Origin of the sequence: Streptomyces sp. ISL-66 (genome assembly GCF_018614135.1) — a bacterium.
GTDB lineage: Bacteria > Actinomycetota > Actinomycetes > Streptomycetales > Streptomycetaceae > Streptomyces.
This window is the reverse complement of sequence record NZ_JAGGOW010000138.1, coordinates 1-15,459: the sequence shown is the minus strand read 5'-3', so window position 1 is coordinate 15,459 and position 15,459 is coordinate 1. Positions and strand designations below refer to the sequence as shown.

Annotated in this window: 13 protein-coding genes and 1 riboswitch; of the genes, 10 read left to right on the top strand and 3 right to left on the bottom strand. The window is 72.0% G+C overall.

Features of this window, described 5'->3' with window-relative positions; translation table 11 throughout:
* Positions 1 to 2 precede the first annotated feature (2 nt).
* On the bottom strand, positions 3 to 2,396 hold the full coding sequence (locus tag J7E97_RS25685) for a chitinase C-terminal domain-containing protein (protein WP_215031702.1): 2,394 nt from the start codon (positions 2,394 to 2,396) through the stop codon (positions 3 to 5).
* Positions 2,397 to 2,754: 358 nt separating this feature from the next.
* A riboswitch (FMN riboswitch) is annotated at positions 2,755 to 2,884 on the top strand.
* A 257-nt stretch (positions 2,885 to 3,141) separates the two neighbouring features.
* Here J7E97_RS25685 and ribD point away from each other — a divergent pair.
* The 10 genes from ribD to J7E97_RS25635 all read left to right on the top strand — a co-directional run bounded on the left by ribD (position 3,142) and on the right by J7E97_RS25635 (position 11,925).
* Positions 3,142 to 4,242, top strand: coding sequence for a bifunctional diaminohydroxyphosphoribosylaminopyrimidine deaminase/5-amino-6-(5-phosphoribosylamino)uracil reductase RibD (gene ribD / locus J7E97_RS25680; protein WP_251055144.1), 1,101 nt, complete (start codon positions 3,142 to 3,144; stop codon positions 4,240 to 4,242).
* The gene (locus J7E97_RS25675; protein ID WP_215031697.1) at positions 4,243 to 4,881 is read left to right on the top strand and encodes a riboflavin synthase; all 639 of its coding nucleotides are present in this window, start codon (positions 4,243 to 4,245) and stop codon (positions 4,879 to 4,881) included.
* A complete protein-coding gene (locus tag J7E97_RS25670) occupies positions 4,878 to 5,531 on the top strand; it encodes a nicotinamide mononucleotide transporter family protein (protein WP_215031694.1) in 654 nt (217 codons plus the stop codon). Before J7E97_RS25675 ends, J7E97_RS25670 begins: the two co-directional genes overlap by 4 nt.
* Entirely contained in the window at positions 5,528 to 6,832 is a 1,305-nt protein-coding gene (locus J7E97_RS25665; protein WP_251055136.1) for a bifunctional 3,4-dihydroxy-2-butanone-4-phosphate synthase/GTP cyclohydrolase II, read from the top strand. The genes J7E97_RS25670 and J7E97_RS25665 overlap by 4 nt, the downstream gene beginning before the upstream one ends.
* 88 nt (positions 6,833 to 6,920) lie before the next feature.
* Positions 6,921 to 7,406, top strand: a complete 486-nt coding sequence (gene ribH, locus J7E97_RS25660) for a 6,7-dimethyl-8-ribityllumazine synthase (RefSeq protein WP_215031692.1) — start codon at positions 6,921 to 6,923, stop codon at positions 7,404 to 7,406.
* 35 nt (positions 7,407 to 7,441) lie between these two features.
* Positions 7,442 to 7,723 (top strand): phosphoribosyl-ATP diphosphatase, encoded by a 282-nt coding sequence (locus tag J7E97_RS25655; protein WP_215031690.1) that lies wholly within the window; start codon positions 7,442 to 7,444, stop codon positions 7,721 to 7,723.
* 103 nt (positions 7,724 to 7,826) lie between these two features.
* Positions 7,827 to 8,675 carry an ATP phosphoribosyltransferase gene (hisG, locus tag J7E97_RS25650; RefSeq protein WP_215031687.1) on the top strand — a complete coding sequence of 283 codons (849 nt, stop codon included), beginning with the start codon at positions 7,827 to 7,829 and terminating at the stop codon, positions 8,673 to 8,675.
* An 85-nt stretch (positions 8,676 to 8,760) separates the two neighbouring features.
* Positions 8,761 to 9,225, top strand: a complete 465-nt coding sequence (locus J7E97_RS25645) for a PH domain-containing protein (RefSeq protein WP_215031684.1) — start codon at positions 8,761 to 8,763, stop codon at positions 9,223 to 9,225.
* 199 nt (positions 9,226 to 9,424) lie between these two features.
* On the top strand, positions 9,425 to 10,885 hold the full coding sequence (locus tag J7E97_RS25640; protein WP_251055135.1) for a hemolysin family protein: 1,461 nt from the start codon (positions 9,425 to 9,427) through the stop codon (positions 10,883 to 10,885).
* On the top strand, positions 10,882 to 11,925 hold the full coding sequence (locus tag J7E97_RS25635; RefSeq protein ID WP_215031681.1) for a hemolysin family protein: 1,044 nt from the start codon (positions 10,882 to 10,884) through the stop codon (positions 11,923 to 11,925). The genes J7E97_RS25640 and J7E97_RS25635 overlap by 4 nt, the downstream gene beginning before the upstream one ends.
* A 96-nt stretch (positions 11,926 to 12,021) precedes the next feature.
* Here J7E97_RS25635 and J7E97_RS25630 read toward each other — a convergent pair whose 3' ends face one another.
* Both J7E97_RS25630 and J7E97_RS25625 read right to left on the bottom strand, forming a co-directional pair.
* Positions 12,022 to 13,974, bottom strand: a complete 1,953-nt coding sequence (locus J7E97_RS25630; RefSeq protein WP_215031678.1) for an AAA family ATPase — start codon at positions 13,972 to 13,974, stop codon at positions 12,022 to 12,024.
* Between the two features lie 401 nt (positions 13,975 to 14,375).
* Entirely contained in the window at positions 14,376 to 15,020 is a 645-nt protein-coding gene (locus J7E97_RS25625; RefSeq protein WP_215031675.1) for a uridine kinase, read from the bottom strand.
* Positions 15,021 to 15,459 lie beyond the last annotated feature (439 nt).

Below are 15,459 nucleotides of genomic sequence, written 5' to 3'. Positions count from 1 at the left end.
TGTCAGCAGGCGCCCTGGTCCTTCCAGACGCCCCACTCGCCCGTGGTGCCGGGTTCTTCGTTCCGCGTCCACCACTGGGCCTTCCAGTTGTGGCCCTTGTGGGAGACGACCGTCCCGCTCGTGTACACGTTGCCCGCGACGTAAGCCGGGCCGGTGCACGTCCCGCCCGTCGGCGGCGTCGTGGTCGGCGGGGTGGTCGTCGGGGGAGTGGTGGTCGGAGGCGTGGTCGTGGGCGGGGTGGTCGTGGGCGGGGTGGTCGTGGGCGGGGTCGTCGCGCCGCCCGGCTCCACCACCGTCGTACCGCGGGCGAGGTCGCCGGCGATGCCGTACGTCTTGCCGCCGAAGGTCACCGTCCAGTTGGACGGGGTCGAGGTCGGCAGGTAGTAGACGAAGTCCAGCTGGGCCGAGGCGCCGGGGGCCAGCGACTGCCAGGCCGGGAGCTTCAGCGAGACCCGGTTGTAGTCGCCCTTCAGACCGCCCACGTTGGTGCCGGTGTGGTCGCTGCGGACGATCGTGGTGTTCCAGCCGGACTGGTCCTTGGCGTTGCTCGGAGCGGAGGAGGAGTAGTCGAACTGGAACTCCGTACCGCCGGGCAGGGTCGCCGTGGTGTTGTTGGTGATGGTCAGCTTGGGGCTGATCGGGTAGTTCGAGTCGCCGAGCGGGAAGGCGCCGAACTCGGCGTCGACCTTGATGGCCTCGGTCGGCATGGCGATGGTGGCGCGCTTGGCGCCGTACGGGGCGGCCGACTTGAACTTGTCGTACATCGCCGTCGTCAGCGTGTCGCCGACCTCGTACTGGCCCTTGGCCGCGTTGTACCCGTAGTCGCCCGCGAGCTCCCAGACCATCGTGCCGCCGATGCCCTTGTCGACCACCCAGTCGGCCTTGGCCTTGACGGACTGCTCGTCCTCGGTGGAGAGGAAGACCTTCTTCTGGGCGTTCCACAGCCACGGCGCCACCAGGGTGGAGTCGTACTTGCGGACGTAGGTGCCGGTCAGGGTGGTGTTCGCCGGGAAGCCGTACTTGGTGACGTAGTCACCGACGACCCCCTTCTCCAGGTTCTTCGCGTGCCACATCGGGTTGGACCCGGCCGGGGACTCGACGCCGTTGGTGTCGAGGTCGTGCCACAGGTTGTCGATGCCGACCGCGCCGTCACCGCATTTGGTCAGACCCGCCCCGGCCGGGCAGTTGGTGGCCGGGGCCTTGCCCCACAGGCCGTCCGTGCCGCCCTGGACGTTCTTGAAGCCGCGGGTGTAGTACGGCAGGCCCATGTTGATGCGGCCGGCCGGCATGGAGCCGCGGAAGTAGTGGTAGGCCCAGTCCGAGTTCAGGTAGCCGATGCCGCCGTACTGGGAGGTGGAGTAGACGCCGGCCGCGGCGAGTTCGCCGTCCTTGCCGTCGTCGAAGAGCTGGGCGTTCGGACCGACGAACTCGTTCCAGGCGCCGTGCAGGTCGTAGGACATGACGTTGACGTAGTCCAGGTACTTCTGCATCTGGAACGTCTCCATGCCCCGCAGCAGGTAACCGGAGGAGGGGGCCGCGACCGAGAGCAGGTAGTGCTTGCCGTCGGCGGCGCCCGCGCGGTCGAGCTTCTCGCGCAGCGACTTCATCAGGGCCGCGTAGCCCTTGACCAGCCCGGCGCGCCGCGCGTTGGACAGCTGCCAGTCCAGCGGGTTGCCCGCGTCCTTCATCGTGGTCGGGTATTCGTAGTCGATGTCGACGCCGTTGAACCCGTACTTCCGAATGAAATCGACCGAGGAGGCCGCGAAGGTGTCGATGCCGGCCTGGTTGACCGAGCCGTCGGCGTTGGTGGCCATCGAGTAGAAGCCGCCGGAGGCGACGCGGTTGCCGTCGTCACCGAAGTAGCCGCCGGTCTCCGCCCAGCCGCCGACCGAGATCAGCGTCTTGACGTTCGGGTACTGCTTCTTGAATTTGTTCAGCAGGTTGAAATTGCCCTTGTACGGCAGGGCTGGGTCCATCTCGGCGCCCGCGACGCCCGGCCAGGTCATCCCGGTGGCGGAGTTGTTCGCGTTGTCGTTGCCGACCGAGATCTTGTTGTTGCCGTCGACGTGGGCGAAGGCGTAGTTCAGGTGCGTGACCTTGGACCACGGAATGTTGTTCGGCAGGTAGGCGGGGGTGCCGTCCTTGCCCGTGCGCCAGCCGGTGAAGTAGCCGATGACGCGGCGCTGGTGGTCGGCGCCCATCTTCTCGCGGCCCTCGGTGTCGTAGACCGAGCAGTAGGGGACGTCCACGCCCGGGGTCTTGTACAGACCGTCGGGGCGACAGGACTCGTTGTCGGCGGCGTGCGAGACGCCTGCCGAGAGGCCGGCGACCAACAGTCCGGCGATTGCGGCGCCGGACGTCAGGAGCATCGCTCTCGTGCGAGTGGGGGACAGCATTGTGCCTCCTGGGGAGGGGAGGATGGCAGGACACAACAGGCCGAGAAGTGGTGCGTGTTGGCCCGCGACGTGCGCACATCTGACGGGCTGTCTCCCGGAGAAGATGAACCGAACGTTAAGAGGACTAGACCAACCCGTCAATAGGTCTGGACCAAAGTGGAGCCGCCGGGGACGTCGGTCGGCCGCGCATCGATCCGGATTCGAGCAGGGGGCCGGGGCGGGGTGTGAGCGGAGCCCGGCGGCCGCCCGAACGGCGCAGCGGCGGCGCCGCGGAATGGCCGAATGTGTGACCCAGGCCACGTTGACTCACTCGCATGGCCGCCGATCACCCGTGGCACACTGGCTCTAGTACCAGTAGCAGCGCACTCCGGGGTCGGTGTAATTCCGAACCGGCGGTATAGTCCGCGACCCGTCCGCAGCCAGCGGCCGGTTGACCAGGTGAAATTCCTGGACCGACGGTTAAAGTCCGGATGGGAGGCAGTGCGCGGCGGGCCAGTCACCGGTACGCCGCCGTCGGCGGTCCATCGGCGCATCCCTCGGGACGCGCGTCCGAGCGGACCGTGTTTTTCGGCCTCGGCGTCCCCGCGTGTGCTACCCGCTTCATCTGTCGTATCCCGACAGGCCCCGGAGTCCGTGCCCTATGAGGCAGGAGGACCCGGTGGCGACACACGCCGACGCGCACGACAGCGGCACCCCCGTGGACGGCACACCCGTCCACGACACGGCTGCCCGCGACGCATCCGCCATGGCCAGGGCCATCGAGCTCGCCTCCCGCGGAACCGGCGCCACCAGCCCCAACCCCGTCGTCGGATGCGTGCTCACCGACGCCTCGGGCACCGTCGTCGGCGAGGGCTGGCACGAGCGGGCCGGCGGCCCGCACGCCGAGGTCAACGCACTGCGCGCGGCGGGCCCCGCGGCCCGCGGCGCCACCGCCTACGTCACCCTCGAACCCTGCAACCACACCGGCCGTACGGGCCCCTGCGCGCAGGCCCTCATCGAGGCCGGCGTCACCCGCGTGGTCTACGCGGTCTCCGACCCGAACCCGCAGGCCAGCGGCGGCGCCGCCACCCTGCGTGCCGCCGGGATCACCACCGAGGCCGGACTGCTGGCGAAGCAGGCAGAGGAGGGCAACGCCGCCTGGCTGACCTCCGTACGCCTCGGCCGCCCGTACGTCACCTGGAAGTACGCCGCCACCCTCGACGGCCGCAGCGCCGCAGCGGACGGCACCAGCCGCTGGATCACCTCCGCGGAGTCCCGGGCGGACGTCCACCGGCTGCGCGCCGAGGCCGACGCCGTCCTCGTCGGCGGCGGCACGCTGCGCCAGGACGACCCGCACCTCGCCGTCCGCGGCGTGGAAGGCGCGACCCAGCCGCTGCGGATCGCCCTCGACACGCACGCGACGATCCTGCCGACCGCCCGCATCCTCGACGACGCGGCGCCGACCCTGATCGTCGTCGGGGAGGACGCCGACACCCGGCACCTGCCCGGCGTCGAGCTGCTCCGGCTGCCCCTGCGCGGCGGCCGCATCGGCGTGCACGACCTGCTCGCCCAGCTGTACGCCCGCGGTGTGCGCTCCCTGTTCCTGGAAGGCGGACCCACTCTGGCGGGTGCCTTCCTCGAAGGCGGGGCCGTCGACCGCGTCATCGGCTACCTCGCCCCGGCGCTCCTCGGCGCGGGCCCGGCCGCCCTCGCCGACGCGGGCATCAAGAACATCTCCGGTGCGGTGCGCCTCGACATCACCGAGGCCGTCCGCATCGGCCCCGATCTGCGCATCACCGCGGTCCCCGTCCCCGCTACGGAGACCGCCACCGCCACCGTCCCCGCCACCGCCACCAAGGAGCACTGAGTGTTCACCGGAATCGTCGAAGAACTGGGCGAAGTCACCGCCGTCGAGGAGCTCGCCGAGGCCTCCCGCTTCCGCCTGCGCGGCCCCGTCGTCACCGAAGGCGCCAAGCACGGCGACTCCATCGCCGTCAACGGCGTCTGCCTGACCGTCGTGGAGAGCGCCGAAGGCGAGTTCACCGCCGACGTCATGCAGGAGACCCTGAACCGCTCCAGCCTCGGCGCCCTCACCAAGGGCTCCCGGGTCAACCTCGAGCGCCCGATGGCGCTGGGCGGCCGGCTCGGCGGCCACCTGGTGCAGGGCCACGTGGACGGCACCGGCGCGATCCTCTCCCGCACCCCCTCGGAGCACTGGGAGCTCGTCAAGATCGCGCTCCCGGCCAACCTCTCCCGGTACGTCGTGGAGAAGGGCTCCATCACCGTCGACGGTGTCAGCCTGACGGTGGTCGAGGCCGCGGCCGACTGGTTCACCATCAGCCTCATCCCCACCACCCTCGCGCTGACCACGCTCGGCATCAAGCAGCCCGGCGACCCGGTCAACCTCGAGGTCGACGTCCTCGCCAAGTACGTGGAGCGCCTGCTCGCCGCCGGCGTGACCCCCGGCGACGGGAACGCGCCGCACACCGAAGGGGCAGCCCAGTGAGCGCTCTGACCTGGCTCAACACCGAGGCCTTCGCCGTCTTCGGCCAGAAGGTCATCTGGTCCGACATGATCGGCAACCTGATGGGCCTGGGCGCCCTCGCCCTCGGCTGGCGCCGCTCCATATGGACCTGGCCCGCCCAGCTCCTCTCCGGCCTGATCCTCGTCGGCGCCTACGCCTCCGCCCACCTCGCCGGCGGCGTCGGCAAGCAGCTCCTGGTCATCGGCGTCGCCGTATGGGGCTGGCGGGCCTGGCAGCTCGGCAGCCAGAAGGCCCAGGACGGATCCATTGCCGTCCGCACCGCCACCTGGAAGGAGCGCGGCCTCCTGCTGGCCGGCGCGGCCGCCGGGACCCTGGCCGTGGGCGGCCTGTTCACCTTCGTCCCGAGCCTGTCGTGGAGCCCGTGGGCCGACGCCTACATCTTCGTCGGCACCATCGTCGCGATGGTCGCCCAGGCCCGCGGCCTGGTCGAGTTCTGGTTCGCCTGGCTCCTCGTCGACCTGGTCGGCGTCCCCCTCGCCTTCAACAGCGGACTGGCCTTCTCCGGCCTCGTCTACGTCGTGTACTTCGCTCTCGTCCTCTGGGGCGCCTACGACTGGTACCAGCGCTCGCGCACCACCCCCGCCCCGGCCCTGGAAGGAGCAACGGCATGACCTCCCCGAACCCCGTCCTGAAGCCCGTGCCCCACGAGAGCGACCCCGAGCCCTTCCGGCTCGACCCCGTCGAGCAGGCCATCCGCGACATCGCGGCCGGGCGCCCGGTCGTCGTCGTCGACGATGAGGACCGCGAGAACGAGGGCGACCTCGTCATCGCGGCCGAGAAGGCCACCCCCGAGATCATCGCGTTCATGATGAGCGAGTGCCGCGGCCTGATCTGCGCCCCGATGGAGGACAGCGAGCTGGAGCGGCTCGAACTCCCTCAGATGGTCCAGCGCAACACCGAGTCGATGCAGACGGCCTTCACCGTCTCCGTCGACGCGAGCGCCGCCCACGGCGTCACCACCGGCATCTCGGCCGCCGACCGCGCCACCACCCTGCGGCTGCTCGCCGACGGGATCAGCGGCCCCGCCGACTTCGTCCGCCCCGGCCACGTCTTCCCGCTGCGCGCCAAGCCCGGTGGCGTCCTGGTCCGCCCCGGCCACACCGAGGCCGCCGTCGACCTCGCCCGCCTCGCGGGCCTGCGCCCGGCCGGCACCATCGTGGAGATCGCCGGCGAGGACGGGGTCATGCTGCGGCTGCCCGAACTGATCCCCTTCGCCCGCAAGCACGGCCTGACGATCATCTCCATCGAGGACCTGATCGCCTACCGCCGCTCCGCCGAGCCCACCGTGCGCCGCGAGGCCCGGGTCAACCTGCCGACCGCCTTCGGCCACTTCACGGCGTACGGCTACCGCTCCACCGTCGACGGCGTCGAGCACGTCGCCCTCGTCCACGGCGAGATCGGCGACGGCGAGGACGTCCTGGTCCGGATGCACTCCGAATGCCTGACCGGCGACATCTTCCAGTCCCAGCGCTGCGACTGCGGCCCCCAGCTGCACGCCGCCATGGAACGCGTCCAGGCCGCGGGCCGCGGCGTGATCGTCTACCTGCGCGGCCACGAGGGCCGCGGCATCGGACTGCTGTCCAAGATGCGCGCGTACGAGCTCCAGGAGCGCGGCCGCGACACCCTCGACGCCAACCTGGAGCTGGGCCTGCCCGCCGACGCCCGCGACTACGCGGCCGGCGCCCAGATGCTCGCCGACCTCGGCGTCCACAGCGTCCGGCTGCTGACCAACAACCCCGACAAGGCGGCGGCCCTCGTACTCCACGGCATCAAGGTTTCCGACCGGGAGCCGATGCCCATGGAGGCGGGCGAGCACAACCTGCGCTACCTGCGCACCAAGCGGGACCGGATGGGCCACGACCTGCCCTGGCTGGACGCGGCCCAGACCACGTCCGCCTGCGGCAACCAGTAGTCACCGCCACCTTCACCCGCCAGCCACCACCCACCAAACACCTTTCACCTTTCACCCACCAGACACGGAAACACCGAGGAGCAGAGCTGTGAGCGGCAAGGGCGCACCCGAACTGAGCGTGAAGAACTGCGGAGACCTGCGAGTCGCCGTGATCGCGGCCCAGTGGCACGAGAAGGTCATGGACGGCCTGGTGGACGGCGCCCTGCGGGCCCTGCACGAGCTGGGGATCGACGAGCCCACCGTGCTGCGCGTCCCGGGCAGCTTCGAGCTCCCGGTCGTGGCGAAGGTACTGGCCGGTCGCGGCTACGATGCCATCGTCGCCCTCGGCGTGGTCATCCGCGGCGGCACCCCGCACTTCGACTACGTCTGCCAGGGCGTCACCCAGGGCCTGGTACAGGTGTCGATCGACACCGGAGTCCCCGTCGGCTTCGGCGTACTGACCTGCGACAACGACGAGCAGGCACTGGACCGCGCCGGACTCGAGGGGTCGAACGAGGACAAGGGGCACGAAGCGGTCACCGCCGCCGTCTCCACCGCCATGACGCTGCGGACCGTCAGCGAACCCTGGCGCTAGTCGCCACCCCCGCACCCCGTATTCTGAGGACCATCATGGCGAACAAACCCTCCAAGAGTTTCGAAGAGCTCTTCACCGAGCTCCAGCTCAAGGCCGCCAACGGCGACCCCGGCTCCTCCCGCACCGCCGAGCTCGTCGCCAAGGGCGTCCATGCCATCGGCAAGAAGGTCGTCGAGGAGGCGGCGGAGGTCTGGATGGCCGCCGAGTACGAGGGCAAGGAAGCCGCCGCCGAGGAGATCTCCCAGCTGCTCTACCACGTCCAGGTGATGATGGTGGCGCGCGGGATCTCCCTCGACGACGTCTACGCGCACCTCTAGGCCGGAGCACTTCCGCGCGGCCCCGGCGCACCGTGCCGGGGCGTCCGCGCGCCCGTACCCCTACCAGCACACCCTTTCGCACCTACGCACCAAAGGAAGCCTCATGCTGCGCATCGCCGTCCCCAACAAGGGTTCTCTCTCCGGACCGGCGTCGGCGATGCTCCATGAGGCCGGCTACCGGATGCGCAAGGAGTCCAAGGAGCTCGTGGTCGTCGACCCCGACAACGAGGTGGAGTTCTTCTACCTCCGCCCCAAGGACATCGCGATCTACGTGTCCTCCGGCAAGCTCGACATCGGCATCACCGGCCGCGACCTGCTGCTCGACTCGGGCGCCAGCGCCGAGGAGATCCTGGCGCTCAACTTCGGCCGCTCCACCTTCCGCTACGCCACGATCCCCGGCACCGCGAAGGGCCCCGAGGACTTCCACGGGATGACCATCGCGACCTCGTACGAGGGAATCGTCGCCAAGCACCTCGCCGAAAAGGGCATCGAGGCCTCCGTCGTCCACCTCGACGGCGCGGTCGAGACCGCCATCCAGCTCGGCGTCGCCCAGATCATCGCCGACGTCGTCGAGACCGGCACCAGCCTGCGCAACGCCGGCCTCGAGGTCATCGGCGAGCCGATCATGACCTCCGAGGCCGTCGTCATCCGCGGCAACGGCACCGACCCCGAGGACCCGCGGGCCCAGCAGTTCCTGCGCCGCCTCCAGGGCGTCCTGGTGGCCCGCAGCTACGTGATGATGGACTACGACTGCCGCGCCGAGCACCTGGAGCGCGCCGTCGCCCTCACCCCGGGCCTGGAGTCGCCGACCGTCTCCCCGCTCCACAACGAGGGCTGGGTCGCCGTCCGCGCGATGGTCCCCGCCAAGGAGGCCCAGCGGATCATGGACGACCTCTACGATCTCGGTGCCCGCGCGATCCTCACCACCTCGATCCACGCCTGCCGCCTCTGACGCGCACGCCGCCCCCGCCGGGCCGGCATCCGATCCGCCGCCGGGCACCTCACCGTCCGGCACCACCCGAAGGCACCTGACGCACATGGCCGACGCCACCGCCCAGCCCGCACCGCCCGCCCTCCCGGTCACCTTCCGGCCGACCCGCACCCGGGCCGTCCTGCTGGGCGTCGGCGCCGCCATGTTCGTCACCATCACGACGATCGCCCTGATCCTCGAAACCCTGCACCCCGGTGAGCGGATCGCCTTCGTCTTCACCGCGGCCCTGCTCTCCTCCGTCCTCGTCCTGCTCAGCCGCCCCAAGGTGGTCGCCGACGAGGCCGGGGTCACGGTCGTCAACCTCACCACCACCCGCCGCCTGGAGTGGGCGCAGATCCTGCGCGTGAACCTCCGCCCGGGCGACGCGTGGGTGTTCCTCGACCTCAGCGACGGCACCAGCCTTCCCGCCCTCGGCATCCAGCCCGGGGTCGCCAAGGCCCAGGCGATCTCCGACGCCCGCGCCCTGCGCGCCCTCGCCGAAACCCACGGAACGGGCTCAAAGAACGACTGAGCCCGACCCACCTCGTCGCTGCGTCCCATTGCGGCGGCGATCTCAGTGACTACCCTGGTGTGGGGGCGCGACGGTGCGCCCTCCCACCGGCCCCGGACCCCGTGGCCCGTGGGCACCTACGACTTGAGGAGTGACTCCCTCCAGCAATGGACGGATCGTCCGGTAGTACCCACGCCGCCCTCCCCATGGAGGCGGCGGCATGACCACCCCGCTACTCCTTCTCGTGGCGGCATTCGCCCTGATCCTCGCCAACGGTTTCTTCGTGGCAGCCGAATTCGGCCTCGTCACGGTAGAGAGACCCGAGGCCGAACGCGCCGCCGCCGACGGTGACCGCCGTGCCCGCACGGTCGTCAAAGCCCTGCGGGAGCTGTCCTTCCAGCTCTCCGGCACCCAGCTCGGCATCACGATCACCTCCCTGGTGGTCGGCATGCTCGCCGAGCCCGCCCTGGCCGTCCTGCTGGCCGGCCCGCTCTCCGCGACCGGCCTCCCCGAGGGCGTGGTCCCCGGAGTGGCCGTCGTCATCGGCATGCTGCTCGCCTCCGCCGTCCAGATGGTCGTCGGCGAACTCGTCCCGAAGAACTGGGCGATCTCCCGGCCCCTCCAGGTGGCCCGCTTCGTCGCCGGCCCGCAGCACGCCTTCTCCCGGGCCTTCCGGCCGGTCATCGCGGCCCTCAACGCCATCGCCAACCGCCTCGTGCGCGCGCTCGGCGTGGAGCCCACCGAGGAGATGGCCTCCGCCCGCACCCCGGGGGAACTGGTCTCCCTGGTCCGACATTCGGCCCAGGCGGGCGCCCTGGAACAGGACACCGCCGACCTCTTCGTACGGACCCTCTCGCTGGGCGAGCTCACTGCCCAGCTGGTCATGACCCCGCGCGTCAAGGTCAGCGCCCTCCAGCACACGGCCACCGCCGCGGACGTGCTCAACCTGACCCGCGCCACCGGGCTGTCCCGCTTCCCGGTCTACCGCGAGCGGATCGACGAGATCACCGGGGTCGTCCACCTCAAGGACGCCCTCGCCGTGCCCGAGTCCGAGCGCGCCCGCACCAGCGTCAGCCGCATCTGCGTCGCCCCGCTGCTGGTGCCCGGCTCGCTGCCCGTGCAGCCGCTGCTGGAACGGCTGCGCAGCGAACAGCCCATGGCCGTGGTCGTCGACGAGTACGGCGGCACCGCCGGAGTCGTCACCCTGGAGGACATCGTGGAGGAGCTCGTCGGCGAAGTCCGTGACGAGCACGACCTCGCGGAGGACGACAACCCGGAACTGGCCCCCGTACCCGCCGAGGACGGCCGCCCCTCCTGGGAGGCCGACGGCAGCTGCCGGGTGCAGACCCTGCGCCGGATAGGCCTCGAGGTCCCCGAAGGCCCGTACGAGACCGTCGCCGGCCTCGTCGCCGATCTGCTCGGCCGGATCCCCGCCCCCGGGGACCGCGCCGAACTGCCCGGCTGGAAGCTCTCCGTGCGCCAGGTCGGCCGCTACCGCGCCGAACGGGTCCGGCTGGTGCGCACCGCACCGCTGGGCTCCGGTCAGCCGGACCCGTTCGCGCAGGCTCCGGGCACGGCGCATGCCGGCGTTCCGGCCCCGGCCGGGTTCGACGCCCTGCCCGCCCCGGCCCCCGCCCCCGCCCCCGCCCCCGCCCAGCTCCAGTCGGTGGGTGGCCGGTGAACGCGCTCCAACTCCTCTTCGCCCTGCTCCTCGTCCTGGCCAACGGCTTCTTCGTCGGCGCCGAGTTCGCGCTCGTCTCCGTCCGCCGCAGCCAGATCGAGCCCCTCGCGGCCGGCTCCAAGCGGGCCCGCCAGGTGCTCCACGGCCTGGAGAACCTGCCGCGCATGATGGCCGCCGCACAGTTCGGCATCACCATGTGCTCGCTCACCCTCGGCGCGGTCGCCGAGCCGACCGTGGCCCGGCTGCTGGAGCCCGTCTTCCACGCCGCCCGCGTGCCCGAAGGCCTGATCCACCCCCTCGGCTACGCACTCGCGCTCGCCGCCGTGGTCTTCCTGCACCTGGTCATCGGCGAGATGGTCCCCAAGAACCTCGCCATGGCCGCCCCCGAGAAGACCGCCCTGTGGTTCAGCCCGGGCCTGGTCGCCTTCGCCCGCGTCTGCGGGCCGGTCACCACCGCCCTCGGAGCCTGCGCCAAGCTGATCCTGAAGCTCTTCAAGGTCGAGCCCAAGGACGAGGTCGAGGCCGTCTACACCTCCGCCCAGCTCGGCCGGCTCGTCGAGGACTCCCGGCAGGCCGGACTCCTGGAGCCCGGCGAGCAGGAGCGCCTGGAAGACGCGCTGGAACTGGGCAGCCGCCCCGTCACCGACGTCCTCCTCGCCCCCGGTGGGCTGGTCTCCGTCGGCCCCTCCGTCACGCCGCGCCAGATCGAGCAGCTGACGGTCCGCACCGGGTACTCCCGCTTCCCCGTCCGCGCCGACACCGGCGCCTTCATGGGCTACCTGCACGTGAAGGACGTACTGGACCTGGAGGACCGGGAGCGGGCCGTCCCCCAGCGCGTCTGGCGCCGGATGACCACGGTGTGCTCCACGCTCCCGCTCGACGACGCCCTCAGCGTCATGCGGCGGGACGCGACCCACCTGGCCCAGGTCGCGGACCCGACCGGCCGGGTGCTCGGCCTCGTGACCATGGAGGACGTCCTGGAGACGCTGGTGGGGGAGGTCCGCGACCCGGCGCACCGCGGCTACGTGCGGAGCGCGTAGCCGGGGGGCCGGGGGCCCCGCGGGGCTGTCCCCCGCCCGTCCTTCCCCATCCCCCGGGCTCTGCCCGGGGGATGGGGAAGGCTCCGCGCAGCGGAGCTACAGGGGCGGAGGCTCCGGCCGTTCCTGGGGGCCGCGGCCCGACAGGACCTCCCCGTAGGCCTGCATCAGGTCCGCCAGCCGCAGGGTGGAGAGGTCCTCCCGGGACGGATCGCCGGCGAAGCCCGCCAGCCGCAGGTCCCGGTACGCGCAGCTCTTCTCGTACAGCGTGCGCAGGAAGCGGCCGTTGCCGAGCTCGTCGATCCAGCCCTGCTCCACCACGTGCCCGCTGATGCTGCGCAGCTCCTCCAGCGCCTCCCCGTCCCACAGGTCGCCGTTGGCGTCGGCCAGCACCCCGCCGATCGCCGTCAGTTCCAGCGGCCGGTAACTCGGGAAGTCCACCCGGGTGGTGAACCGCGAGGACAGCCCCGGATTGGTGGACAGCAGCCGGTCCATCCCCGCCGGATAGCCCGCCAGGATCACCACCAGGTGGTCGCGGTTGTCCTCCGCCCGTTTCAGCAGCACCTGCAGGGCCTCGTCGCCGTACGCGTCACCCTTGCTGTAGCCGGAGTTGGAGAGGCTGTACGCCTCGTCCACGAACAGCACCCCGCCGATCGCCGAGTCGATCAGCTCGTTCGCCTTCACGGCGGTCTGCCCGAGGAACTCGCCGACCAGGTCCGCGCGCCCCGCCTCCACCAGGTGGTCGCCGCCGAGCAGACCCAGCGCGTAGAACACCCGGCCCAGGATCCGCGCCACCGTGGTCTTGCCCGTGCCCGACGGCCCCGAGAAGACGAAGTGCCGCTTCGGCGGCTGCACCGGCAGCCCCTGACCCGCCCGCAGCCTGGCCATGTGCAGCTGCGCGGAAAGGGCCTTCACCTGCCGCTTGACCGGCTCCAGGCCCACCATCCGCTCCAGCTCATCGAGCGCCTCGGCCAGCGCCGCCGGATCAGCGGGACCGGCCGGCAGCTCCGCCGGGCCGGGCTGGGCCGGCAGCGCCACCTTGCGCCGCGCTCCGCCGGGCCCGCCCGGGACGGGACCCGAGGGCGGCCCGCCGGCTCCGTGCCGCGGTTCCGGCGGCTCCGGCGAGGCCGGCTGGTCCGGCTCCGACTGCCCGTCCGCCGCGGTGTCCTGGACCGGACCGCCGCCCAGCGCCACCGCCGCGAAGTCCCCGCCCGAGGGGGAGAGCCCGTGCCCGCCCAGCCCCTCGTAGCCCGCGTTGCCGCCGTACCCGGCGAGCCCGTCGGCGTCCTCGCTGTCCTCGATCGCCGTCAGCCGGGCCGCCGTGTCCATGAACGCCGGGTCCACCCGGTGCACCGACCGGTACAGCGGAAGGGCCGCCGCGCTGCGCCCGGTCCCCTCGTGCGCCCGCGCCAGCCAGTACCGCAGCTCCTTGCGCTGCGGCTGCTCGCTGCGGCAGCGCATCAGCGAGGCCGACAGCAGCGGCTCTGCCTGCCCGTACATCTCCAGCCGGACCCGGGCCATCCCGCCGAACAGTCCCGCCTCGATGCCCAGCAGCGGATCGTCCACCAGCGAGTCCGTGTGCCGCACCAACTGCTCCCAGTCCTTGACCAGGTAGGCGCGGCAGGCGTGCAGGAAACGGACCTGGGGATCGGTGTCCACGGGCGGCAGCGCGGCCAGCGCCCGGTCCAGCTCCGGCACGTGCCGGCCGTCCAGCCAGTGCGAGGCGTGCGCCAGCAGCAGGTCGCGGCGGCTCTCCAGTACCGGCTGCACCCACCAGCCCAGCCAGTACCAGGAGTTCAGCGTCCGCCGGTGCCGGTCCCGCTGTTCCCCGAAGCGGTCCCGGTGGGCGTACATGCGCAGTAACGCGTTGGTGGTGTCGGCCCGTAACGCGTGCAGGCCCAGCCAGGCGTCGGCCATCGTGGGATCCAGTCGTACGGCCGTCCGGAACTCCTCCTCGGCCTGGGGGTAGGCGCCCATCGTGCAGGCGTCCACTCCTCGCAGCCAGGCGAGTTCGGCCGGGGCGTGTGCGCTGCCCACCGCGGCGAAATCCATCACGTCCCCCACAAGCCAGCCCCCGTGGTGCGCGACAACCCCCGTGCGACACACGTGAGTTGTCCCTGCCCCGATGAAATCAGGGGGGCATCGTACCTGCGGTCACCGCCCCTTACGTAGGGTGCGGCGAAGACGGTTCGGGCGCGTGTCGGCGACGTGTTCGGTGACGCAGGGTGAAGGACCGGTGGCGTTCCGGTGCGTCCCGGGGCGGCGCGGAGGCCCGCGGAGGGTGGATCACCGAGCGATCGGGGGCGGAACGAAGCCCCCGATCACGGGGGAACGATCGGGGGCTTCGCGTCCGCGTCGGCCGGTGAGGGCCGCGCATTCAGAACGTAAGGCCGGGCCCGGCCCCGGGTCAAGCGACCGGGGAGGGCCTGGGGGCGTCGGATTCCCGCGGTCCGTCAGGCCTGGGGGAGTCCGTCACCCTGGGTGAGGGAAGTGGCGATTGCCGGGGTCGCAGCAGCCCCGGAAGACCACTCGTATCCCGTACCGCTCTGCCGCACCAGCGTGTCGGCGAAGGGGCGCGAAGGGTCATCCGAGAAGTGCGCGCGCTCCGCGCGCTCCCATTCGTCCCAGAAGTCGGAAAGTTCGCGCCCGTCCCGCTCGCGCCCGCGCCCCCAGGACTTCGCGGGCGGCATCTCCATCCACAGCAGCCGCGCCAGCCACGGGCGCAGCGCCCGGCGCCCGGCGCCGACACCCTCGACGAGCAGCACCGGAGCCGGCTCCAGCACCCGCTCCGGGCCGAAGCGCCGTTCGACCCAGTCGTACGGAGCCCAGTGCGCGGGCCGTCCCGCGGCCAGCGGCTCCAGCACCTGGACGCGCAGCCGCCGGTCCCACCCGAAGAGGTCCTCGTGGGTGGCCACGTCGTCCAGGTGCAGCACGGGCACACCGCCCAGCGCCTCGGCGAGCCGCCCCGCGAAGGTGCTCTTGCCGGAACCGGCGTGCCCGTCGATGCCGATCAGGCGCACGGGTCCGAGGGAGGGCGGCAGAGCGGCGAGCTCGCGCGCGAGCGACCGCAGGGGCTGAAGCGACGACTGGGACTCCACCCGCCCAGCGTATGACCTCCGCTGTTCCGGCCCGGCCCCCTGGCTCCGGCCCCGGCGCGCTGGCTCCGGCCCGGCCCCGGTCCCGGTCGCGCCGGGAGGTCGCCCCCGCGACGGCGCCTCAGCGGTGAGGGTCAGTGGCAGAGCCCCGGGGAACGGGCGAAGGGCGGGCATGGGGACAGCTCCCGCCGGGGCCGCCCGATTCGGCAGCGGCCCCACGTCACCCCCGACACGGCCCCGTGGCTTCGGCGCCCGGCATCCGGGAACTGGAAGGGTGGAGCCGACGACCACCGCACCTAGCCCTGGGGGCCACGCCGATGTCCGCACCCACACCACGCCGTGCCCTGCTGGCCGTCGTCCTCGCGGCCGCCACCGCGGCCACCGTCCCGGGCGGGCGGGCCACGGCGGCGGCCACCGCCGTACCGCCCCGGGCCGGGGCAGG